The following is a 22299-nucleotide window of genomic DNA, read 5'->3' as shown; positions in this document are numbered from 1 at the left end:
TCTAACTCCTGCGCCGGCACTGCGTTGCGGATTACGACAGACGCCTCGTTGAGCAGCCCGGGCGCTAGCCAACAAGCTGTGCGAACCACCAACCGAACTTAACCAGCCAGGGCCGGTGCCGCAGTTGCAGCACCGGCCCTGGTTATGACGGATCAGCTCAGAGTTCTGAAGCTGGTACGCCAACTCCGAGAATGATCGGTTCGCTGGCCGGCTTGGTGGCCGCCGCCTTCTCCGGTTCCGGCGCCTTGGCCTCGTGTGAGTGCCCGGCGGCCGTTACCGCAGCCGTCTCGTGATGCTCCACCGACGTTTCGTTCGCAGCGCCCTGGGCGCGGCTGGCGCTGCGGTTGCGGCGCGGACGGCGGGCCCTCGGTTCGAGGGCGGAGTGGTCCTCATAACGGTCGCCGTCCGAAGCCGAAGGTCCCGCGGCGGGACGCGCCGTTCCCGCAGTTGCGGGCGCAGCACCGGCGACCGGGACCGCAGCACCGGCGTTGGCCCGTTCAGCGGCAGGCTCGGCAGCTGCCGGCTCGCCGAGGTGGGCGAACGCTTCCTCCAGCCGGTCCAGGGTCAGCGCCGGGGATTCCTTGGCGGGTTCGTCGGCGTGCTCAACAAACGGGAGCACCACTTTCTCGCCGCCAAAAGTCAGCACGGCACCCGGGCGGCCGGAAACGCTTTCCGTCTCGGGAGTGCGGTGCACCACGGGACTTTCCGGGCCGGCCGCGGCAGGCACGGACGGACGGGCGGCGTCGCCGGAGGCGGAGGCGGAGTGGGCGGCGTCCTCATGCAGATGCGCGGCGTGGGCGGCTGCTGCAATGTTGGCAAGGGCCGCCCGGGTGGCCTCGGCCTTGGCGTGACGTTCCGCGTCGGTGGGCTCCGGGTGGACAGCAGCCGGAGCCGCCGGGACGGCGTCGGGCGAAACCTGCCCGCCCTTGCCGCGGCGGCGCTTCCGGTCGGTCCGTGCGGGCGGTTGGGTTTCTGCGCGGTGAACGTGGTGCTCGGCCGCCACGATGTTGGCGCGGCGGTGCTCAACGGGCTCGTCATGGGTGACGATGCCGCGCCCGGCGCACGTCTCGCACTGCTCCCCGAAGACCTCCAGCAGCCCGGTGCCCATCCTCTTGCGGGTCATCTGGACGAGGCCCAGCGAGGTCACTTCCGCAACCTGGTGCTTGGTCCGGTCGCGGCCGAGGCATTCCACCATGCGCCGAAGCACGAGGTCGCGGTTGGATTCCAGCACCATGTCGATGAAGTCGATCACGATGATGCCGCCAATGTCCCGCAGCCGCAGCTGGCGGACCACTTCTTCGGCCGCTTCCAGGTTGTTCTTGGTGACGGTCTCCTCGAGGTTGCCGCCGCTGCCGGTGAACTTTCCGGTGTTGACGTCCACCACGGTCATTGCCTCGGTGCGGTCAATCACCAGCGAGCCGCCGGAGGGCAGGAACACCTTGCGGTCCAGCGCCTTGTGGATCTGCTCGTCAATGCGCCAGGCCGAGAAGATGTCCTGGTCCTTGGTCCACTTCTCGAGCCGGCCGACCAGGTCCGGAGCAACGTAGGTGACGTAAGCCTCGATGGTGTCCCAGGCTTCATCGCCGGAGACGATGAGCTTGGAGAAGTCTTCGTTGAAGACGTCGCGGACCACCTTGATGGTCAGGTCCGGCTCGCCGTAGAGAAGCTCGGGGGCCAGAACCTTGGTGGACTTGGCCTGGCTGTCGATGCCCTCCCACTGGGCACGGAGGCGGTTGATGTCGTGCGTGAGCTCTTCCTCAGAGGCTCCTTCGGCCGCAGTGCGGACGATGACGCCGGCGTCCTCCGGCAGGCGGTCCTTGAGGATCCGCTTCAGGCGGTTGCGTTCGACGTCGGGAAGCTTACGGGAGATGCCGGTCATCGAACCGCCGGGCACGTACACGAGGTAACGGCCGGGCAGCGAAATCTGGCTGGTGAGGCGGGCGCCCTTGTGGCCAACCGGGTCCTTGGTGACCTGGACCAGGACGGAGTCGCCGGACTTCAGCGCGTTCTCGATCCGGCGCTGCTTGCCCTCGAGGTTGACGGCTTCCCAGTTGACTTCACCGGCGTAGAGGACGGCGTTGCGGCCGCGGCCGATGTCAACGAAGGCCGCTTCCATCGACGGCAGCACGTTCTGGACCTTGCCCAGGTACACGTTGCCGATCAGGGAGTCCTGCTGCGTCTTGGACACGAAGTGCTCGGCCAGCACGCCGTCCTCAAGGACGCCGATCTGAATTCTGTCGTCGCGCTGGCGCACGATCATCTGCCGGTCCACCGATTCACGGCGGGCCAGGAACTCGGCTTCGGTGATGACGGTGCGGCGGCGGCCGGTGTCGCGGGATTCGCGGCGCCGCTGCTTCTTGGCTTCAAGCCGCGTGGAGCCCTTGACGCTGGTCACGCGGTTGTTGACCGGTGCCTCGCTGATGGCGCGGGGCGCGCGGACCCGGGTCACGGTGTTGGGGGGATCGTCGTCTCCCCCGCCGGTGAGCTCGAGGTCCTGGTCGCCCCGGCGGCGGCGACGACGGCGGCGTGACGTCACGCCTTCGTCGGTCTGGCCGGCGGTCTCTTCATCTGCGTCCTCGGTCGCGTCCGTGCTTCCCGCTTCGACTTCGGAGTCGTCCCGGTCCGTAACGTCGCGGTCAGCGACGTCGCGGTTCCGGCCGCGGCGTCCGCGGCTGCGGCGGCGGCGGCGTCCGCCGTCGTCCTCCTGCTCGTCCTCGCCGCCTTCGGCTTCGCTGTCCTCAACTGCGGCAGGAGCGGCGGGCGCAGGGGCGGGGCGGATCACCTTGTTCAAATCGGGAGCCTGGAAGATGATCGACGTGACTGACGCCGGTTCCAGGAAGAGGGAGCCCACGGGCGCCTCTTCCTCAGGTGCGTCTTCCGCGGCTTCCTCCTGGGCATCCGCAGGCGCAGCGGCAGCCGTTGCCTCAGCCTGGATCTCCGCGACGGTGGTCTCTTCAACCCGGGTTTCAGCTGCCGGGGTTTCGACGAGAGCGGCCGGGGCTTCTTCAGCTGCGGGCGTTTCTGCGCCAGCCGCGTCGGTTGCCTCTACCGTTTTGGGCTTGGCCACGCGGCGGCGGCGGACAGGCTTCACGTCGGCTTCCGCGGCAAGCGGAAGTGCTGCGGGCTCGACGGCGGCAGGTTCAGCGGGAGCGGCAACGACGCCTTCCGTCGCGATCGCCTCGGCACCGGCCTCACCGGCGAACGCTGGCAACGGTTCCTCTGCTGCTTTCTTCCGCGAGCGGGTCCGGCGCACGGGGGCCTTGGGTTCCGCGGCAGGAGCCCCTTGTCCGCCCTCCGGCTGCGCGCCCGGAACGGGCTCGTCAACGGTGGGCTGCTGGAGGTCCGGAAGGGCCGAAGGGGAGTCCGTGTCCGCTTCCTTGGCCTTGGGCACTGCCTTGCGCCGGGTCCGGGTGGCCTTCTTGGGAGCCTCGGCGGCTGCCGCTTCCCCGTTGGCAGCCTGTTCTTCGTTAACGGCTATTACCTGGTCATTATCCATATGTGGCGACACTCCTGCCCCTGACATGCCGCCACATTCGGCACCCATTGGGGCACATATTGTCAAAACCCGCAGGCGTTGACAGAAGTCAATTGGATACCCTCAGGTTCGCACCGGCAGTGGGGTGCGGCAGCCCTGAAAGGCCGGCGGGGATGTTACTGGAACCCGTTGTTTCTGCAATCCACAACCAGGTGCCGTCCAATGGAATGCCGGAGGCCGGATCACTGTATCCGGAGCCTTCACTGCTCCTCATTGGCGGTCTTGGGAACAAGCCACCGGACCGGAGTTCGAATGTGGTTCGCCCTCCAGCCACGTTTATTCTCTCACACCGCCGTTCAAAAACACTGTAATTGTGTGTCACAGGCGGTCAATGCCGTCTGCCGCGGCGGAGTTCACAAGGATGCTCCCAGTTGGCGGCGATACAATCTGGGCAGGAGCACCCAAGACAAAGGACGCCATCCCATGCCCAGCACTTCGCCTTCCGCCGGCACGGATTCCGGAACCGCCTACGCTGACGAATCCGACCGCATCCCCGCCACGGCAGGGGCAGCCCTCCCTGCCATGACGCGCGACCGCCCCTTCGGCTGGCTGCTGGTCATCACCGGGATTGTGGGGTGGCTGGCATCGGGCATCCTGGTGCTGGAAAAGCTGGAAGTACTCAAGGACCCCAACCACACCACCGTCTGCGATGTGAATCCATGGATCTCGTGCGGCCAGGTCATGCAGACACCGCAGAGCTCGGTCTTCGGCTTCCCCAACATGTTCATCGGCATCGTGGCCTTCGCCGTCATCATCACCACCGGAATGGCGCTGCTGTCCGGAGCAAAGTTCGCCCGCTGGTACTGGCTAGGGCTGCAGACGGGCGTGACCCTGGGCTTTGCGTTCGTGGTGTGGCTGTGGTTCCAGGCGCTCTACGAGATCCGCATCCTGTGCCCGTTCTGCATGGTGGTCTGGGCCGTCATGATTCCCTTGTTCGTCTGGGTGACAGTGCGCAACACCCTCCACGGCGTCATCCCGGCTCCGGCCGGAGTGGCCCGGACCGCGGGAGATTCCGGCTGGATCATCACGGCACTGCTGTACGTTGCCGTGATCGCCACCATCTTCTTCGCCTTCATCCAGGTGTTCATCGGCACATCCGGCTTCTAAGCCAAAGAAAAAGCGCGAACTGGCAGTTGATGCCCTCAAAATCAGGTTCTGAGGGCGTTAGCTGCCAGTTCGCGCTTATCCCGCGGGCGGGTACTAGAACCAGATCTTGATTTCGCGCTCAGCCGAATCCACGGAGTCCGAGCCGTGGACGAGGTTCTGCTGGACCTTCAGGCCCCAGTCGCGGCCGAAGTCGCCGCGGATGGTTCCGGGCGCCGCCGTCGTGGGGTCGGTGGTGCCGGCCAGCACGCGGAAGCCCTCGACGACGCGGTGGCCCTCGAAGATCGCGGCTACGACCGGGCCGCTGAGCATGAATTCAACCAGGGGCTCGTAGAACGGCTTGCCCACGTGCTCTTCGTAGTGCTGCTCCAGCAGCTCGCGGCTGGCGTCGACCTTCTTGAGTTCGGCCAGGGTGTAACCCTTTGCTTCAATCCTGCTGAGGATCTCGCCGGTCAGGTTGCGGGTGACGCCGTCGGGCTTGATCAGGACGAGGGTGCGCTCAATGCTCACAGCTGCTCCAATGCGGTTGGTTGTGGGTTTCGAGGTAAGTCTACGGGTTCTGGCCGGTGCCTTCATTGCCGGCGCCGGCCGGATGCGCGGCGTCCCACTCGGCCTGTTCGCGGGCCCGCTGGGCAGCCTCAGCGTCGATCCGAATGCCGGTCCGGATGCCGTACCACCAGGAGAGGGCGAAGAGTGCACCCACGAGGAACATCATGGGCTCCACGAAGCCGAGGAGGATCAGCACCAGCTGCAGGATCCAGCCGAGGGCCACCCCCCACGGCTTAGACAGCACGGCGCAGGCCAGGATCAGGACCACGCTCAGGCCGATGCCGGCCGAAAGAATCAGCACCGGGGAGATCTCGCCGCGGCGCAGTCCGAACACCGCCAGGGTGGCGAAGAACGCCACGAACGCTTCCAGCAGCAGCACGGTGGACGCGAACATGATCTTGGTGGAGCGCCGCTTCTTGGGCATGCCCGGCTGCCATTCGCGCTGGGCCTTGGTGAGCCGCGCCATCAGGCGTCCGCCTTTCCGAGCAGGATCCGGGCGTCTGCTACGAGGGTGATCGAGCCCGTGACCAGCACTCCGCCGGCAAGGTCGTCGTTGGCTTCGGCCCGCTCCACGGCCCATTCGAGAGCGTCGTCGAGCTTCTCGGTGATGTGGATGTTCTCCTCGCCGAAGCCGAGGTCGACGGCGATCTCCGCAAGTTCCGCGGCGGGCACCGCCCGCGGTGAATTCGACTGGGTGAAGCAGTATTCCTCGGCGAGATCACCCAGGGATTCCTTGAGCTGGCGCAGGATCTCCTCGGCGTCCTTTTCTTTGAGGACTCCCACCACCACTACGAGCTTGCTGAAGCTGAAGGCTTCCCGGATGGCCTCGGCCGAAACCCGGATCCCGTCCGGGTTGTGGGCGGCATCGACGATGATGGTGGGCGCGGTGCGCACCACTTCAAGCCGGCCGGGCGAGGTGACGGTGGCAAAGGCCTCCTGGAGCACCTCGGCGTCGAGCTCTTTGTCGCCACCGCCCAGGAAGGCTTCGAGTGCGGCGATGGCCACGGCCGCGTTCTCCGCCTGGTGTGCGCCATGCAGCGGAACCATCAGCTCCGGATAGCGCCCGGCGATGCCCTGGATGGACACCACCTGCCCGCCGACGGCCACCTGCCGGGATTCGACGCCGAATTCCACGCCTTCGAAGCGGAACGGCGCCTGGACTTCCTTGGCCTTTTCCAGGAGCACCTGGGCGGCGTCCACGGGCTGGACGGCGCTGATGAGGAAGCCGCCGGGCTTGATGATGCCGGCCTTCTCGTAGGCGATGTCCTCCGTGGTGTCACCAAGGAGGTCCGTGTGGTCCAGCGAGATGGGAGTCACCACGGCAACCTGGCCGTCGCCCACGTTGGTGGCGTCGGTGATGCCGCCCAGGCCCACCTCCATGACCGCCACGTTGACCGGCTGGTCGGCGAAGACGGCGAACGCGAGGATGGTCAGGCACTCAAAATAGGTCAGCTTCGGCTGGCCCTCGGCGAGCAGCTCGTTGTCCACGATTTCGAGGTACGGCCGGATTTCGTCCCAGATCCGGACGAACGTCGCGTCCGAGACCGGCGCGCCGTCGATGCTGATCCGCTCCGTGACCTTGGACAGGTGGGGGCTCGTGTAGCGGCCGGTGCTGAGGCCGTGGGCCCGGAGGCCCGCCTCGATCATCCGCGCCGTGGACGTTTTGCCGTTGGTGCCGGTGATGTGGATGATCGGAAACGCCTTGTTGGGCTCCCCCAGCACATCCATCGCCCGGAACAGCGGCGCAAGCCGCGGCTCCATCTTGTTTTCCGGCGCACGGCCCAGCAGCTCGGCGTAGACGCTCTCCACGGAGAATTCGTCGGTCATGGCTTAGTTGGCCTTTACTTTTTCGACAGTGATCTGCAGCTCGGTGTCAGGACCCGAGGAACCGAGATCGAGTTCAACGGTCAGCGTTTCGGTGGTCAGGAGCTGTTCGTATGCCCGGACGGCGTCAAGGACATCCTTCGGAGCCTGAATGATGGTCCGGATCCGGTCGCTGACATTCAGTCCGGCGTCCTTGCGGGCCTGCTGGACGGCGCGGACCATGTCCCGGGCCAGCCCCTCGGCCTCAAGCTCCGGGGTCACCTCGGTGTTGAGGACCACGAAGCCGCCGCCGGGCAGCACCGCAGCGGCGCGTGAGCCAGCTCCCTCGGCAGCTTCCGCAACCACGGTTTCCAGGGTGTACTCCTGCGGCTCGAGAGCCAGCCCTCCCGCGGTCACCTCACCGGCCTCGTCCACGGACCAGTCACCGGACTTGGAGCCCTTGATGGCGAGCTGGACGTTCTTGCCGAGGCGCGGGCCTGCAGCCCGGGCGTTGACCACGAGCTTCTGTTCGATGCCGAACTCCTCCGGGGAGGCGCTGGCGGCGTCCAGCATGCGCACCCTCCGCAGGTTCAGCTCATCGGCGACGACGCCGGCGAACCCTTCCAGCGCATCGGCACCGGGTGCCACCACAGTGAGTTCCTGCAGCGGCAGGCGGACGCGGAGGTTCGCGGCCTTGCGCAGCGAGGAACCGGTGGAGCAGATCTGCTGGACCCGGTCCATCGCCTCCACGAGGGCAGGGTTGGCCGGGAAGAGGCCGGCGTCCGGCCAATCGGCCAGGTGCACCGAGCGGCCGCCCGTGAGTCCGCGCCAGATCTCCTCCGAGACGAGCGGCAGCAGCGAGGCGGACACGCGGCTGACGGCCTCCAGCGCCGTGTACAGCGCGTCGAAGGCGTCAACATTCTCGTCGAAGAAACGCTGGCGGCTGCGGCGGACGTACCAGTTGGTGAGCATGTCCAGGTAGCTGCGCAGCTCGTCGCAGGCGCCGGAGATGTCGTAGCTGTCCAGTTGCGCGGTCATGTTTCGGACCAGATCCCCGGTGTTGGCCAGCAGGTACTGGTCCAGGGTGTCAGAGTAACCGTCGTAGCGCAGCTGCGCGTCGTAGCCGTCGCCGCCCTTGGCCGCGTTGGTGTAGAGGGAGAAGAAGCTGTAGACGTTCCAGAGCGGCAGGATGACCTGGCGGACGCCGTCGCGGATTCCCTGTTCGGTGACCACCAGGTTGCCGCCGCGCAGGATCGGGCTGGACATCAGGAACCAGCGCATCGCGTCGGAGCCGTCGCGGTCCAGGACCTCGGAGACGTCCGGGTAGTTGCGCAGGCTCTTGGACATCTTCTGCCCGTCTGAGCCCAGCACGATGCCGTGGCTGATCACGTTGCGGAAGGCGGGCCGGTCGAACAGCGCGGTGGACAGGATATGAAGCATGTAGAACCAGCCGCGGGTTTGCCCGATGTACTCCACGATGAAGTCGGCAGGGTTGTGGGTGTCAAACCACGCCTCGTTCTGGAACGGGTAGTGGACCTGCCCGTACGGCATGGAGCCGGAGTCGAACCAGACGTCCAGGACGTCCTCGACCCGGCGCATGACCGACTGGCCCTCTTCCGGGGTGCGCGGATCGTCCGGGTTGGGGCGGGTCAGCTCGTCGATGAACGGGCGGTGCAGGTCAACCTGGCCGTCCGCGTTCAGCGGCAGGCGGCCGAAGTCGGCTTCGATCTCGGCCAGGGATCCGTAAACGTCGGTCCGCGGGTATTCGGGGTCAGTGGACTGCCACACCGGGATGGGGCTGCCCCAGTAGCGGTTGCGGCTGATGGACCAGTCGCGGGCGTTGGCGAGCCACTTGCCGAACTGGCCGTCCTTGACGTTCCCCGGGATCCAGTTGATCTCCTGGTTCAGCTCGGACATGCGGTCCCGGAACTTGGTGACCTCCACGTACCAGGAAGACACCGCGCGGTAGATCAGCGGGTTGCGGCAGCGCCAGCAGTGCGGGTAGCTGTGCTCATAGCTGGCCTGGCGGACCAGGCGGCCCTGGGCACGGAGCACCTGGGTGATGGGCTTGTTGGCGTCGAAGACGTGCAGCCCGGCGATGTCGTGCAGGTCGCCGTGCTTGAACAGCGGCAGGAACTTGGCGCCCTCGTCCACGGACAGGATCACCGGGATGCCAGCTTCCTCGCACACCTTCTGGTCGTCCTCACCGTAGGCGGGTGCCTGGTGCACGATGCCCGTTCCGTCCGTGGTGGTGACGTAGTCGGCCACGAGGATCCGCCAGGCGTTCTCGGTGCCGAACTTTTCGGTGTCGCTGAAGTCGTGCCAGAGCGGCTCATATCGGAGCCCTGCGAGCTCGGCGCCGGTGTGGGTGGAGGTGACGGCGGCGGCCGCGGCAGCGCCGTCGTCGTACCCGAGGTCCTTCGCGTACATGCCCAGCAGGTCGGCGGCGAGCAGGAAGCTGCCGGTCACCGGCGCTTCCGGCGAGGCGGCTTTGATGCCGTTGGGTCCGGCGGGCAGCACGGCGTAGGTGATGTCAGGCCCGACGGCGAGCGCCAGGTTGGTGGGCAGGGTCCAGGGGGTGGTGGTCCAGGCGAGCGCCTGGACCCCGGCCAGCTGCCGGGAGAGCCCGGACTCCTCTGCCGTGATGGGGAACGTCACGGTGACGGTCTGGTCCTGGCGGTTCTTGTAGACGTCGTCGTCCATGCGCAGCTCGTGGTTGGACAGCGGCGTCTCGTCCTTCCAGCAGTACGGCAGCACGCGGTAGCCGTTGTAGGTCAGGCCCTTCTCGTGCAGCTGCTTGAAGGCCCAGAGCACCGACTCCATGTACTCGACGTTGAGCGTCTTGTAGTCGTTGTCGAAGTCCACCCAGCGGGCCTGGCGGGTGACGTACGCCTTCCACTCGTTGGCGTACTTCATGACCGAGGCACGGCAGGCGTCATTGAACTTGTCGATGCCCATGGCCTCGATCTGGGTCTTGTCCGTCATGCCCAGCTGCTTCATGGCTTCCAGCTCGGCGGGCAGGCCGTGCGTGTCCCAGCCGAAGCGGCGCTCCACGCGCTTGCCGCGCTGGGTCTGGTAGCGGCCCACCAGGTCCTTGGCGTAGCCGGTCAGCAGGTGCCCGTAGTGCGGCAGGCCGTTGGCGAAGGGAGGGCCGTCATAGAAGACGAATTCGTTGCTGCCGGAAGCGCCGCCGGGAAGGTCGGCGGGGCGCTGGTCGATGCTTGCCTGGAAGGTGCCGTCCTCGTCCCAGTACTTGAGGATGCGTTCTTCGATCTCCGGGAACTTCACGGAGGCGGACACGCCGGAGGTTTTGGCGCCTGCACCGGACGGTGCGGCTGACGCCTTGGGGTAATAGGTCATCTCGACATCCTGGGTTGAGCTGTGAACAAGTGGATCATTCAGGATGCGAGGACGGCCCGTGCGCTGTTGCCCAACAGTGTTGGACAATGCAACCCGGCACCGCGGTACCACCTCACTTACCGGCACCGGTCCCCCAACAGGAGTACCGGCGTCGGCCGCTCATTGCTGCTGTGACGGGCTTACCCGTCCGGTTCTAATGGCCTGGTGCGCCTTGCGGCATGCCGGGCGTTCTTCCGGAAGCTCACCGGTGATGGCCGGGTCAAAGCTGATGCAACCAGTCTAACGTCTGTGCTGGCGGACTCCATAACCGGCCGGCCGCCGTAAAACCGGGCACGGCGAACCACTCGTGCCTAGACTCGATCGCATGACCGACGCCGACAGGAACCCTCCCGAACCGCCTCCGGCTCCTGCGGATCCCGCCGCTACGCGTCCGGGGCGCATTTCCAAAAGTTCGAGACGCGCCTTCCGCTGGCAGCTGCTGGCGTTCGCCGCGCTCCTACCTGTGGCGTCCCTGTCGATCTTCCGGGCCGTCCCCGCGGAATGGCCGACGCCCGTGGTCCAGCTCCTGTCCTTCATGCCCTGGATGGTGATTCCGGCCATCGCGGCCCTGGCGCTTGCACTGCTGAGCCGCCGTGTCCTGGCCATGGCCGCTGCCGGCGTCTTCCTGGCAGCACAGCTGTTCTGGCTCTGGCCGCCCGACGCCGGTCGGGCTGACGCCGGTGCATCCCCTGGGCCGGGCGGTTCGTCCCTCCAGCTGACGGCCATGAACATCAATTCCCGGTTCGGCCAGGCGGACGCCGCCGAAATCGTCCGGCTGGTCCGGGAGAACGGCGTGGGCCTGCTGACCGTCCAAGAACATACCCAGGCTTTGGAGGACCGGCTGGCCGCCGAGGGGCTGGGACGCCTGCTGCCGCACAAGATCAGCAGTCCCACGGATGACGGCGCCGGCAGCGCGACCTATGCCAAGCACGCGATGGAGGCAGTAGGCCTTGTGCCGGACACGCCGTTCCAGATGCGCACGGTCCGGCTCCGGCTCCAGGACGCCGGACACGCGGCCGTTGTGGAGGTGACGAACGTTCACGCGCTGCCCCCGGTCGACGTCCGCGTGGGCCAGTGGCGGAGCGACCTTGCGGCGTTGCGCGAGCTCATTGGCCGCACTGGCGATGCGGGCGGGCCCAGCGGGCCCGGCAACATGCTGCTGATCGGCGATTTCAACGCCACCTACGATCACGCCGAGTTCCGGAGCGTTCTCGACGGCGGCCCGGGCGGACGGAAGATGGTGGACGTGGGGACGGCGTCCGGCGGCAGGCTCATCCCGACCTGGCCCATGGAGGCCACCTGGCCCATGGAGGGAATCCCGCTGCCCGGCATCGCCATCGACCACGTGGTGACCAGCCCGCACATCGGCAACTCCGGCTACGCCGTGCACCGCATTCCCGGAACTGACCATGCCGCGGTGATGGCCACGCTGAGCATTCCCGCGGCCGGCTAGCGCGGTCCGGGCACAGTCGCGGCGCCGAAGCGCGGGACGCCCCGGCCCTCTTCAAGCCGAGGCGTCCCGCCCTTCGTCGACGGGGCTGAGGGGTCAGCGCCCGGGAACAGCCTGGAAGCTCTGCGGGAGCTTCATGCCGGACTCACTCATGACCTCGCGGAGCCGGTCCGGGTAGTCCGTGATGATGCCGTCAACCCCGGTTGCGATCAGGGACCTCATGGTGGGCTTGTCGTCCACGGTCCAGGGGATGACCTGCATCCCGGCAGCGTGGGCGCGCTTGACCATGTCCGGGGTGACGTACGGAACGTAGTTGGCGTCCAGCACGGTGCCGTTCTGCGGGGTGCCGTGCACCGGCGAGATGGCGTCGAATCCGAGGTGGCGGGCCGAGGCCACGAGGTCGCCGCCGAAGTCGTCGGAGTCGATGCCGCCGAGCCAGGGCGAGCTTCCGGGCTGGCCCGCCTGCAGGAAGTCCTTGTTGGTCAGGGCGACGGTGCGGATCTGCGGGTCCTGCTGCTGCACCAGGCGCAGCGCACCCCAGTCGAAGCTCTGGACGGACGCCCGGTGCTGCATGTTGGCGGCCTTGATTTCGCGCAGGGCAACGTCCACGAACTGCTCACGGGGTGCTGTCTGTTCCGGCGCGCCGGCCTCGACCTTGGTTTCGATGTTGAACTTCACCTTGCTGGCGCGGTACGAATCCACGAGGGCGAAGACCTCGGCCAGGGTGGGCATTTTCTCCCCCGGGGCGGCCTGCTGGCCCGGGAACTGCGGCAGCGTCTGCTTGCCGCAGTCGAGGCTGCGGACCTGGGCGAACGTGAGGTCCTTGACGTACTTGCCGACGTACGGGAACTGCGGATCCCCCGGCGTCACGGGGGCAGTGTCCGCGCACTTCTTGTCGCTGATCTTGCGGTCGTGCGTGATGACTTCGCGCCCGTCCTTGGTGATCTGGAGATCAAGCTCAAGTGTGGTGACACCGGTTTCCAGGGCCTTGGCGAAGGCCGGAAGGGTGGACTCGACCGTGAGCCCGAGCCCGCCGCGGTGGGCCTGGAGGTCGAAGTGGTTGTCTCCGCCCTGGGGGTTGGTGTCCGCGGCCATTGCCTGGGACGGAAGGGCGAGCAGCAGGGCTGCGCTGAGTACGGCAGCGCCGAGCTTCGTCGGGGTGTGCATGTGGTGTTCTCCACTCTGGTGGTGTGCAGGTGCACGTGCCACCGTGGTGGCCGGTTGCCAACGGCCGGCCACCACTGCCCCACATCCGTACGAATGCCGGGTGAACGTCCGGTGCCGCTAGGCCTGCTTGCGGATCAGCTTGTAGTTGGCCGCCTGCGCCACGGGCCGGATCACGATCTGATCCAGGTTGACATGGTGCGGCGCGCATACGGCATACCGCACCACATCCGCGACGTCCTCGGCGGTCAGCGGCTTTTCCACGCCCTGGTAAACCTTGCTGGCGGCGGCGGGGTCGCCCAGCCTGTTGAGGGCGAACTCCTCGGTGTGGACCAGGCCGGGGGCCACCTCGATCACACGGACGTTGTTCTCGGCCTCCTCCAGCCGGAGCGCTCCGGTCACGGCGTGCTGGGCGAACTTGGCGGCGTTGTAGCCTGCGCCGCCCTCGTAGGCCGCGAGCCCGGCCGTCGAGGTCAGGTTCAGGACCGTGCCCTCGCCGTTTTCCCGGAGCATGGGCAGGAACGCGCGGGTGAGTTTCATGGTGCCGAGGACGTTCACGCGGTACATCCACTCCCAGTCGTCCGTCTGCGCCTGCCCCACTGGATCGGCGCCGCGGGCGCCGCCGGCGATGTTGATCAGCGTGTCGATCCCGCCGGCCGCCGTCACTTCGGCCAGGAGCCTGGCGACGTCGGCGTCTTCGGCGATATCGGCAGGAATTCCGACGGCGCCCGTCTCGGCCTCCAGCGCGGCCAGCCGGTCCTGGCGCCGGGCCACCGCAAAGACTGTCCAGCCTTCGGCCTTCAGAGCGCGGACGGTCGCTTCGCCAATGCCGGTGCTCGCGCCGGTCACTACAGCTGCTTTGTTGTTCGAAACCTCAGTCATGGCACCACACTAACGCCATTCAGCGGCAGCGTTCAGCGCCGTCCACTCCTAGGAACTCCTGGCTTCGAGGAACTCCAGCAGCACCCTGGCGTGGTTCACTTCCGGATCCTTGGCGGCGTACAGCAGCGTCACCGTCTTGTGCCGGGCCGCCAGGTCCAACAGCTGCTCCACCGCGGGATTGCCCTCCAGTTCGTCCTCATACTGCGCCCGGAAATCCGCGAAACGCTCCTGCATGTGGGCGAATTCCTGCCGCAGGGGCGGCGACGGCGCGATTTCCTTGAGCCAGAGTTCAAGCCCGGCCCGTTCCTTGGTGACGCCGCGCGGCCAGAGCCTGTCCACCAGAACCCGGCAGCCGTCGTCGTCCGCGGGATCGTCATAGATGCGCTTAATCCGGAAAGAACCGCGTGCGTTCGCCATAGGCGGCATGCTACTGCAGGCCTGCCGGGAGCCACCGCTGCCGGCTCCCGCTGCGGGGCATGAAACAATTGGCCCATGGCTGAATCAACGCAGGGTACAGACACGCCCGCCACCGCCCCCATCAACGTTCCCGACAAGCCGGCCCTTGAAGGCCTTGAGGCTGCCTTGACGCAGCGCTGGCTGGACGAAGGAACCTACAAGTTCAACCCGGACACCACCCGGGAGCAGGTCTACTCGATCGACACTCCCCCGCCGACGGCGTCAGGCTCCCTCCACGTGGGCCACATGTTCTCCTTCACGCACACGGACGTCCAGGCCCGCTACATGCGCATGACCGGCAGGAACGTGTTCTACCCGATGGGCTGGGACGACAACGGCCTGCCCACCGAGCGCCGCGTGCAGAACTACTACGGTGTGCGCTGCGATCCTGCCATCCCCTACGACGCCGGCTACCAGCCGCCGGCACAGCCGGCCAAGAACCAGCGCGACTTCGACGTCGTCTCCCGGCAGAACTTCATCGAACTATGCGAGGAACTCGCCGTCGAGGACGAGAAGGTCTTCGAGAACCTGTTCCAGACGCTGGGCCTGTCGGTCGACTGGGACCTCACGTACCGCACGATTGATGACACCTCCCGCGCCGTCTCCCAGCGCGCCTTCCTCGCGAACCTGGCCGCTGGCGACGCCTACATGGCCGAAGCCCCCACTCTGTGGGACGTCACGTTCCGCACCGCAGTGGCCCAGGCTGAGCTTGAGGACCGCGAGGTGCCGGGCGCGTACTACCGCTACCCGTTCTTCACCGCCGACGGCGAGAAGATCTACGTCGAGACCACGCGTCCCGAACTTCTCGCGGCCTGCGCCGCGCTGGTGGCAAACCCCGACGACGAGCGCTACCAGCCGCTGTTCGGCAAGACCGTGACGTCCCCCCTCTTCAACGTGGAACTGGAGGTCAAGGCTCACCCGCTGGCCAAGGCGGACAAGGGCTCCGGCATTGCGATGGTCTGCACCTTCGGCGACCTGACGGACGTCACCTGGTGGCGTGAACTGCAGCTTCCCACCCGTGCGATTGTGGGCCGCGACGGCCGCATCCTCGCCGAGACCCCGGAGTGGATCACCACCGACGCCGGCCGTGAAGCGTACGCCGCCATCGCCGGCAAGACCGTTTTCTCGGCCAAGGAAGCCGTGGTGGAGCTCCTCACCGAGGCCGGCCTGCTGGACGGCGAGCCCAAGAAGATCACCCACCCGGTGAACTTCTTCGAAAAGGGCGACAAGCCGCTTGAGGTTGTCACGTCCCGCCAGTGGTACATCCGCAACGGCGGCCGCGACGAGGACCGCCGCGAACGCCTCATCCGCCGCGGCCAGGAAATCAACTTCCACCCGTCCTTCATGCGCTCCCGCTACGAGAACTGGATCGCCGGCCTGAACGGCGACTGGCTCGTATCCCGTCAGCGCTTCTTCGGCGTCCCGATCCCGGTGTGGTACCCGCTGGATGCCCAGGGCAATCCGGACTACGACAACCCGGTTCTGCCCTCCGACGAGTCGCTGCCCGTGGACCCTGCAGCGGATGCGGCCCCGGGCTTCGACGAGTCCCAGCGCGACCAGCCCAACGGCTTCACGGGCGACGCCGACGTCCTGGACACCTGGGCCACGTCGTCACTGACCCCGCAGATCGTGGGCGGCTGGAGCCGGGACGAGGACCTGTTCGGCAAGGTCTACCCGTTCGACCTCCGCCCGCAGGGGCACGACATCATCCGCACGTGGCTGTTCTCCTCGGCCGTGCGCGCGGACGCCCTGCAGAATATCGCTCCGTGGAAGCACGCGGCCATCTCGGGCTGGATCCTGGACCCGGACCGCAAGAAGATGTCCAAGTCCAAGGGCAACGTGGTGGTGCCGACGGACGTCCTGAACGAATTCGGCTCCGACGCCGTGCGCTACTGGGCCGCCTCCGCCAAGCTCGGCGCCGACACCGCCTACGAAATCGCGCAGATGAAGATCGGCCGCCGCCTGGCCATCAAGCTGCTCAACGCCTCCAAGTTCGTGCTGAACCTGGGAGCGACGGAGAACTCGGTGGTCTCCACGGACCTGTCCGTGCTCACCAATCCCCTGGACCGGGCGGTGCTGGCCCAGCTCTCCGATGTGATTGCCCAGGCCACCAAGGCGTTCGACAACTACGATTACGCGCGCGCCCTGCAGATCACCGAATCGTTCTTCTGGCAGTTCACGGACGATTACGTCGAGCTGATCAAGGACCGCGCCTACGGTGCTGCCGGCGAGACCGAGCAGGCCTCCGTCCTGGCCGCGCTGGCCACCACGCTGGACTCGCTGCTGCGGCTCTTCGCCCCGTTCCTGCCCTTCGCCACGGAAGAGGTCTGGAGCTGGTGGCGGACGGGCTCGGTGCACCGCGCCGCATGGCCGGCCGCACTGGAGATCACCGGCGGCGACACCACCATGCTCGGCACTGTGGGCATCGCCCTCAGCGGCATCCGGAAGGCCAAGTCAGAGGCCAAGGTAAAGCAGCGCACCGGGGTGCTCTCCGCGACCATCACGGCCAGTGCTTCGCTTGTGGCCCAGCTCCAGGCCGGGCTCGGCGACCTCAAGGCCGCGGCGAACGCCCAGGGGATCACACTGGAGACCGGCGAAGGCGAACTGACGGTCAGCGGCGTGGAGCTGGCCCCGGCCGAGGAGCCTGCCCAGGCCTGACGCCTGTTCGGAGGGCCGGTGTTGTGAGGCTGGCCTCCGGAGACTGACGAGGGCGCCGTGCCAGGGAAACCTGGCCACGGCGCCCTCGCTCGTCTGCCGGGTCCGGGGGCGTGCTGCCGTCCTGTCCCGTCCTCCCTGTCAGGGGCCGGCCGCGCGGTCCTCTGCCCGGCTGATGGCCCAGGCCGCGTTGATGAGACCGATGTGGCTGAACGCCTGCGGGAAGTTGCCCAGGAGCTCGCCGCTGTCCGGAGCGACCTCTTCGGCCATCAGGCCCAGGTCCGTGGCGAACGCGGCCGCCCGCTCGAAGACGGCGCGGGCCCGTTGGGTGCGCCCGGCGAGGGCCAGTGCGTGCGCCAGCCAAAAGGTGCACAGCAGGAACGTGCCTTCCTCGCCCGCCATGCCGTCGTCGGCAAGGTAGCGGTAGACGAGGCCGCGGTGGTCCGTGAGCCGCTCCTCGATCGCCTCAATCGTGGTGACGATGCCGGGATCATCTGCCGGCAGAAATCCCACGATGGAAAGCATCAGGGCCGAGGCATCGAGGTCGTCACAACCGTACGCCTGGGTGTAGGCGTTCGCGGCCCGGCTCCATCCCTCCGCACGGATGGACGCCGCAATTGCGTCCCGGGCCTCCATCCATCGCGGGACCCTCTCGATTGCCTGCAGGATTCCAGCGAGGGAGATGGCGCGGTCAACGGCGACCCAGCACATGAGCTTGGAGTGCAGGTAGTGGCGCGGATCCCCACGGACTTCCCAGATACCGTGATCGGCGGATCGCCAGCGTGCGGCGGCCATGTCCGCTGCGTCGGCAAGGAACATCCGTGTTTCCGGTGCCAGCTCCGCGAGATACTCAGGCAAAGTGGCCGCAGCGTCCAGCAGCTCGCCGTAGACGTCGAGCTGGCGCTGGTTCCAGGCGCCGTTGCCCACCCGGACCGGGGCGCTGGCGCGCCAGCCCGGCAGGTGGGCAAGTTCGCGTTCGGGGAGCTGCCGTTCCCCGCCGATGCCGAACATGATCTGCAGATCCTCGCCGCCGGCCAGCTGGCCGGCGGCCGCAGTGGCCAGGAACTGGAAGAACGTCCCGGCCTCATCCGGGCAAGCTGCCACCCACAGGGCTTGCAGGGTCATGCTGGCATCCCGTATCCAGCTGTAGCGGTAGTCCCAGTTGCGCGTGCCGCCGGCCACCTCCGGCAGCGACGTGGTCGGGGCGGCCACGATGGCGCCGCTCGGGTAGTAGCTCAGCGCCTGCAGAATCCGTCCGCTGCCTGCCACGAGCTCCTGCCACGGGCCGCAGTAGTTCTGGTGCATCGCGGACCAGCTGGTCCAGCCCTGCACGGTGTCCTCGAGCCTGCGTGCGATCTCCTCCTGGCTCCAGAACACGGGGGTTCCCCTCCCGCCGGCTTCTGCTCTGGCGGGCGAGGAGTGGAGGGCGAAGCCGACGACGTCACCGGCTCGAAGGGTGAGGCGTGCCTGCGCAGAGTCAGCGTCCGGGTCTGTCATGAGATCCACGTCCGCCGGGGTGGAGAAGGACAGCACCGCATCTCCCGCGCGGACCAGGAGACCGCCGTCGGCTGGGCTGAGCATCGGCCGGGTGAGGCCATAGTCCGGCCGGGCGCAAAAGACAGTGTCGACGTCGACGGAGCCTTGCGTACAGGACACCTGCCGCAGTAGGCAGCCTGGAGAGTCCGCGCCAAGCTCGTGGCCCCGCCGGCCGTCACCCAGGGCGAGGGCATCCGTGACGGTCACGCACCCCGTATCCGTCGTGTGGGTCGTTTCCAGGACCAACGTGGGGCCGAGGTAACGCCGTGTCGAGGAGTAGGCATCCGCGGGCCGGATGGACCAGAATCCCGCCTCGGCGCCGAGGATGCGGCCGAACACCGACGGGCTGTCGAAGCGGGGGAAGCAGAGCCAGTCAACGGAGCCGGCAACACTCACCAGGGCACCGGAGCAGCAGTCAGAGAGCAGGGCATAGTCCGCAATGGGTTCACTACTCATGGACGCACCTGACCGGGCCGTTCGGGCAAGCTCTGGGCACCGTATTTTTGGGCCCCCGTGTTTTTAGGCAAAGGGGAAGCCCCATCAGCGTGTTGCCGTTGGTGGGGCTTCGACTTTTCGGCTGTCTGGTGACATCTTTGACAGTCTGGCAAGATCCTCGGAAATTTCAGGTCTTCCTACCTTGTCACTGGTAGCCATCATCTGACTTTGCCGAAGGCTGCGTCAGATGAGTGTCACTGAATCTTTGGTTCTTGCGTCCCTCTTCTTTCGAAGTGGGTAAGAACTATTGTTGTCCTCCTGATTTGGATGCGCAAGAGCCCCGGTGGAACTACTCTGATGTAGTTCTGACGGGGCCCCTGGCGCCTCAACGCTGGCCGGAAAGGCTCATGGCCTAGTCGAAGGCCGGGCTCTCGGTCCGGCTGCGCTTGATCTCGAAGAAGTGCGGGTAGGACGCCAGGGTCACGGTGGCGTCCCACAGCCGGCCGGCCTCCTCGCCGCGGGGAATGCGGGTCAGCACGGGGCCGAAGAACGCGGTGCCGTTGAAGGCCACCACGGGCGTCCCGACGTCCTGGCCGACCAGGGAAATGCCCTGCTCGTGACTGGCGCGCAGCTGGACGTCGACGGCGTCGGACTTCGCGGCCGCGGCCAGTTCGGCCGGCAGTCCGCAGTCGGCGAGTGCCTTGCTGATGACGATCGAGAAGTCCTTCTGGCCGGCGTCGTGGATCTGGGAACCCATCGCGTCATAGAGCGGCTTGACCACGTGATCACCGTGCTGTTCCTGGGCGGCGATGATGACCCGGACCGGCCCCCACGCCTTGTCCATGGCCTCGCGGTATGTGGGGTCCAGGTCCCGGCCCTCGTTCAGCACGGAAAGGCTCATCACATGCCATTCGGTGGCGATGTCGCGGACGCCTTCAACCTCGCCGATCCAGCGGGAGGTGATCCATGCGAAGGGGCAGAGGGGATCGAACCAGAAATCGGCCTTGTTGGACGTGGTCTCAGTCATGGGTGTTTCCTTCTCTGGTCATGGTGGCGCGCCGTGCATGGAGAACTGGCCGCAGCGCGCACAGATGCACCGCAGATGCATCACGTGGAGGTCAGCAGGGAACGGTGTACCGCGGGCACACCATACGCGTCAGCGACGAACTAGGCGGATTTATTCCGCCGCTTGGCTACGACGTCGTGGGCGATCATGGTGGGCTGCGCCTTCTTGGCTACGACGTCGGCCGTGATCACCACACTGGCGATGTCATCCCGGCTGGGAAGGTCGAACATCACCGGCAGGAGGACTTCCTCCATGATGGCGCGGAGCCCGCGGGCGCCGGTTCCCCTCTCCAGGGCCTGGTCCGCGATGAGGTCCAGCGCGGCATCGTCGAACACCAGTTCAACGCCGTCCAGCTGGAACATCTTCTGGTACTGCTTCACCAGGGCGTTCTTGGGAGTGGACAGAATCTGGATCAGCGCGGGACGGTCCAGGTTGGACACCGTGGTGATGACCGGCAGGCGGCCGATGAACTCCGGAATGAGCCCGAACTTGAGCAGGTCCTCCGGCATCACCTCGCCATAGGAGTCCGTGGTGTTCTTGACCTCGTTGAGGGGGGCTCCGAAACCGATGCCCTTGCGCCCGGAGCGCGAGCCAATGATGTCCTCCAGGCCTGCAAAGGCACCGGCGACAATGAAGAGGACATTGGTGGTGTCGATCTGGATGAATTCCTGGTGCGGGTGCTTGCGTCCGCCCTGCGGCGGAACCGACGCGACGGTGCCCTCCAGGATCTTGAGCAGGGCCTGCTGGACGCCCTCGCCGGAGACGTCACGGGTAATCGAGGGGTTCTCGCTCTTGCGGGAGATCTTGTCGATCTCGTCGATGTAGATGATGCCCTGTTCGGCCTTCTTGACGTCGTAATCCGCGGCCTGGATGAGCTTGAGCAGAATGTTTTCGACGTCTTCGCCGACGTAACCGGCCTCGGTCAGGGCCGTGGCGTCGGCAACGGCGAACGGCACGTTCAGCCGGCGGGCCAGGGTCTGCGCCAGGTAGGTCTTGCCACAGCCGGTGGGGCCGATCAGGAGGATGTTGGACTTGGCGATTTCGACGTCATCGTGATGGACGCCGTCGGCCAGGCTGCCGCTCTTGGGGGCGTGGCCGGCCTGGATCCTCTTGTAGTGGTTGTAGACGGCGACGGCGAGGGACCGTTTGGCAGGTTCCTGGCCGATGACGTATTCCTGCAGGAAGTCGAAAATCTCGCGGGGCTTGGGCAGTTCGAAACTGCCCAGATCGGCTACTTCCGCGAGTTCTTCTTCAATGATCTCGTTGCAGAGCTCAATGCACTCGTCGCAGATATAGACGCCGGGCCCGGCAATGAGCTTGCGCACCTGCTTCTGGCTCTTTCCGCAGAAAGAGCACTTGAGCAAATCCGTGCTCTCGCCAATCCGAGCCATATGTGAACCCCTTAGTATCTTGCTGCGAGTGCAGCTGTGCACCGGTTGCTTGAATCACGGCCATCCCCTCGCGGATCGGGCCGTGATTACATCCACTCTAGGTCACATTCGGCCTGAGGGGTGGAAACCGAACGCCGGTGCGGCCCAAAAAAATCTGAACCTCACCGGCGCCGGGAACAGCCTCTTACCTGACAATCGCCTGCGGTTTGATCTTGCGCGAATCCAGAACCTGGTCGATCAGGCCGTAATTCATGGCCTCGGCGGCGGTCAGGATCTTGTCGCGCTCGATGTCGTTGTTGACCTGCTCCGGCGTCCGGCCGGAGTGCTTGGCCAGGGTGTCCTCAAGCCAGGAGCGCATCCGCATGACCTCGGCCGCCTGGATCTCGAGGTCGGAAGCCTGGCCGCCCTGGCCGCCGGACAGCGAAGGCTGGTGGATCAGGACGCGGGCGTTGGGCAGGGCAAGCCGCTTCCCGGGTGTTCCCGCGGCAAGGAGGACGGCGGCGGCGCTGGCGGCCTGGCCCAGGCAGACGGTCTGGATTTCCGGGCGGATGTACGTCATCGTGTCGTAGATTGCCGTCATGGCGGTGAACGAGCCGCCCGGCGAGTTGATGTACAAGGTGATATCGCGGTCCGGGTCCGTGGACTCCAGGACCAGCAGCTGTGCCATGACGTCATCCGCCGAGGCGTCGTCCACCTGCACGCCGAGGAAGATGATGCGGTCCTCGAAGAGTTTGGTGTAGGGGTCCTGGCGCTTGAAGCCGTACGGCGTGCGCTCCTCGAACTGGGGCAGCACGTAGCGGCTGGTCGGCAGGTTGCCGGCAGTCGAGCCGAAGTTGTAGTTCATGTTGTTTACTCCTGGATTCAGTTCGCTCTA

15 protein-coding genes are annotated in these 22299 nt (G+C 66.6%); 3 read left to right on the top strand and 12 right to left on the bottom strand.

Annotated features, from left to right (window positions below):
• Window positions 1–157: 157 nt before the first annotated feature.
• A complete protein-coding gene (locus CXQ90_RS17115; RefSeq protein WP_104140573.1) occupies window positions 158–3496 on the bottom strand; it encodes an Rne/Rng family ribonuclease in 3339 nt (1112 codons plus the stop codon).
• Window positions 3497–3958: 462 nt separating this feature from the next.
• Between CXQ90_RS17115 and CXQ90_RS17110 the strand changes: the two genes are divergently transcribed.
• Complete coding sequence (locus tag CXQ90_RS17110) at window positions 3959–4642, top strand: vitamin K epoxide reductase family protein (protein WP_104140572.1); 684 nt, start codon at window positions 3959–3961, stop codon at window positions 4640–4642.
• Window positions 4643–4735: 93 nt separating this feature from the next.
• Here CXQ90_RS17110 and ndk read toward each other — a convergent pair whose 3' ends face one another.
• From ndk to ileS, 4 genes are read right to left on the bottom strand one after another with little or no spacing between them, the layout of a single operon-like run.
• Window positions 4736–5149, bottom strand: coding sequence for a nucleoside-diphosphate kinase (ndk, locus tag CXQ90_RS17105; protein WP_104140571.1), 414 nt, complete (start codon window positions 5147–5149; stop codon window positions 4736–4738).
• A gap of 40 nt (window positions 5150–5189) precedes the next feature.
• Window positions 5190–5654 carry a DUF4233 domain-containing protein gene (locus CXQ90_RS17100; RefSeq protein WP_104140570.1) on the bottom strand — a complete coding sequence of 155 codons (465 nt, stop codon included), beginning with the start codon at window positions 5652–5654 and terminating at the stop codon, window positions 5190–5192.
• Entirely contained in the window at window positions 5654–7015 is a 1362-nt protein-coding gene (locus CXQ90_RS17095) for a folylpolyglutamate synthase/dihydrofolate synthase family protein (RefSeq protein ID WP_104140569.1), read from the bottom strand. The genes CXQ90_RS17100 and CXQ90_RS17095 overlap by 1 nt, the downstream gene beginning before the upstream one ends.
• Before the next feature lie 3 nt (window positions 7016–7018).
• A complete protein-coding gene (ileS, locus tag CXQ90_RS17090; RefSeq protein WP_104140568.1) occupies window positions 7019–10351 on the bottom strand; it encodes an isoleucine--tRNA ligase in 3333 nt (1110 codons plus the stop codon).
• A gap of 364 nt (window positions 10352–10715) precedes the next feature.
• Here ileS and CXQ90_RS17085 point away from each other — a divergent pair, with 364 nt between their 5' ends.
• On the top strand, window positions 10716–11843 hold the full coding sequence (locus CXQ90_RS17085; RefSeq protein ID WP_258064573.1) for an endonuclease/exonuclease/phosphatase family protein: 1128 nt from the start codon (window positions 10716–10718) through the stop codon (window positions 11841–11843).
• A 93-nt stretch (window positions 11844–11936) separates the two neighbouring features.
• Here the strand turns inward: CXQ90_RS17085 and CXQ90_RS17080 are convergent, their stop codons facing one another.
• From CXQ90_RS17080 to CXQ90_RS17070, 3 genes are all read right to left on the bottom strand, one after another.
• Complete coding sequence (locus CXQ90_RS17080; RefSeq protein WP_104140567.1) at window positions 11937–13007, bottom strand: glycerophosphodiester phosphodiesterase; 1071 nt, start codon at window positions 13005–13007, stop codon at window positions 11937–11939.
• Between the two features lie 117 nt (window positions 13008–13124).
• Window positions 13125–13886 (bottom strand): SDR family oxidoreductase, encoded by a 762-nt coding sequence (locus tag CXQ90_RS17075; protein ID WP_104140566.1) that lies wholly within the window; start codon window positions 13884–13886, stop codon window positions 13125–13127.
• A 48-nt stretch (window positions 13887–13934) separates the two neighbouring features.
• Complete coding sequence (locus CXQ90_RS17070; protein ID WP_104140565.1) at window positions 13935–14303, bottom strand: DUF488 domain-containing protein; 369 nt, start codon at window positions 14301–14303, stop codon at window positions 13935–13937.
• Between the two features lie 75 nt (window positions 14304–14378).
• Between CXQ90_RS17070 and valS the strand changes: the two genes are divergently transcribed.
• On the top strand, window positions 14379–17000 hold the full coding sequence (valS, locus tag CXQ90_RS17065) for a valine--tRNA ligase (protein WP_104140564.1): 2622 nt from the start codon (window positions 14379–14381) through the stop codon (window positions 16998–17000).
• A gap of 138 nt (window positions 17001–17138) precedes the next feature.
• Here valS and CXQ90_RS17060 read toward each other — a convergent pair whose 3' ends face one another.
• The 4 genes from CXQ90_RS17060 to CXQ90_RS17045 form a co-directional block, all read right to left on the bottom strand.
• Window positions 17139–18989, bottom strand: coding sequence for a glycoside hydrolase family 15 protein (locus CXQ90_RS17060; RefSeq protein WP_104140563.1), 1851 nt, complete (start codon window positions 18987–18989; stop codon window positions 17139–17141).
• 391 nt (window positions 18990–19380) lie between these two features.
• Window positions 19381–19995 carry a DsbA family protein gene (locus CXQ90_RS17055; RefSeq protein WP_104140562.1) on the bottom strand — a complete coding sequence of 205 codons (615 nt, stop codon included), beginning with the start codon at window positions 19993–19995 and terminating at the stop codon, window positions 19381–19383.
• 140 nt (window positions 19996–20135) lie between these two features.
• Complete coding sequence (gene clpX, locus CXQ90_RS17050) at window positions 20136–21425, bottom strand: ATP-dependent Clp protease ATP-binding subunit ClpX (protein WP_078028806.1); 1290 nt, start codon at window positions 21423–21425, stop codon at window positions 20136–20138.
• Window positions 21426–21609: 184 nt separating this feature from the next.
• Window positions 21610–22269 (bottom strand): ATP-dependent Clp protease proteolytic subunit, encoded by a 660-nt coding sequence (locus tag CXQ90_RS17045; protein WP_056625188.1) that lies wholly within the window; start codon window positions 22267–22269, stop codon window positions 21610–21612.
• Window positions 22270–22299: the final 30 nt, after the last annotated feature.

This window comes from Arthrobacter sp. ZGTC131 (genome assembly GCF_002929275.1).
Lineage (GTDB): Bacteria > Actinomycetota > Actinomycetes > Actinomycetales > Micrococcaceae > Arthrobacter.
This window is presented reverse-complemented; position numbering and strand designations above follow the sequence as displayed.

Bases quoted from the DNA above. Each gene is read 5' to 3' on its own strand.
- CXQ90_RS17060 (WP_104140563.1), bottom strand. From the start codon at position 18,989: ATGAGTAGTGAACCCATTGCGGACTATGCCCTGCTCTCTGACTGCTGC.
- CXQ90_RS17095 (WP_104140569.1), bottom strand. From the start codon at position 7,015: ATGACCGACGAATTCTCCGTGGAGAGCGTCTACGCCGAGCTGCTGGGC.
- CXQ90_RS17100 (WP_104140570.1), bottom strand. From the start codon at position 5,654: ATGGCGCGGCTCACCAAGGCCCAGCGCGAATGGCAGCCGGGCATGCCC.
- CXQ90_RS17075 (WP_104140566.1), bottom strand. From the start codon at position 13,886: ATGACTGAGGTTTCGAACAACAAAGCAGCTGTAGTGACCGGCGCGAGC.
- CXQ90_RS17070 (WP_104140565.1), bottom strand. From the start codon at position 14,303: ATGGCGAACGCACGCGGTTCTTTCCGGATTAAGCGCATCTATGACGAT.
- CXQ90_RS17110 (WP_104140572.1), top strand. From the start codon at position 3,959: ATGCCCAGCACTTCGCCTTCCGCCGGCACGGATTCCGGAACCGCCTAC.
- valS (WP_104140564.1), top strand. From the start codon at position 14,379: ATGGCTGAATCAACGCAGGGTACAGACACGCCCGCCACCGCCCCCATC.
- CXQ90_RS17080 (WP_104140567.1), bottom strand. From the start codon at position 13,007: ATGCACACCCCGACGAAGCTCGGCGCTGCCGTACTCAGCGCAGCCCTG.
- CXQ90_RS17115 (WP_104140573.1), bottom strand. From the start codon at position 3,496: ATGGATAATGACCAGGTAATAGCCGTTAACGAAGAACAGGCTGCCAAC.
- CXQ90_RS17085 (WP_258064573.1), top strand. From the start codon at position 10,716: ATGACCGACGCCGACAGGAACCCTCCCGAACCGCCTCCGGCTCCTGCG.
- ileS (WP_104140568.1), bottom strand. From the start codon at position 10,351: ATGACCTATTACCCCAAGGCGTCAGCCGCACCGTCCGGTGCAGGCGCC.
- clpX (WP_078028806.1), bottom strand. From the start codon at position 21,425: ATGGCTCGGATTGGCGAGAGCACGGATTTGCTCAAGTGCTCTTTCTGC.
- CXQ90_RS17055 (WP_104140562.1), bottom strand. From the start codon at position 19,995: ATGACTGAGACCACGTCCAACAAGGCCGATTTCTGGTTCGATCCCCTC.
- CXQ90_RS17045 (WP_056625188.1), bottom strand. From the start codon at position 22,269: ATGAACTACAACTTCGGCTCGACTGCCGGCAACCTGCCGACCAGCCGC.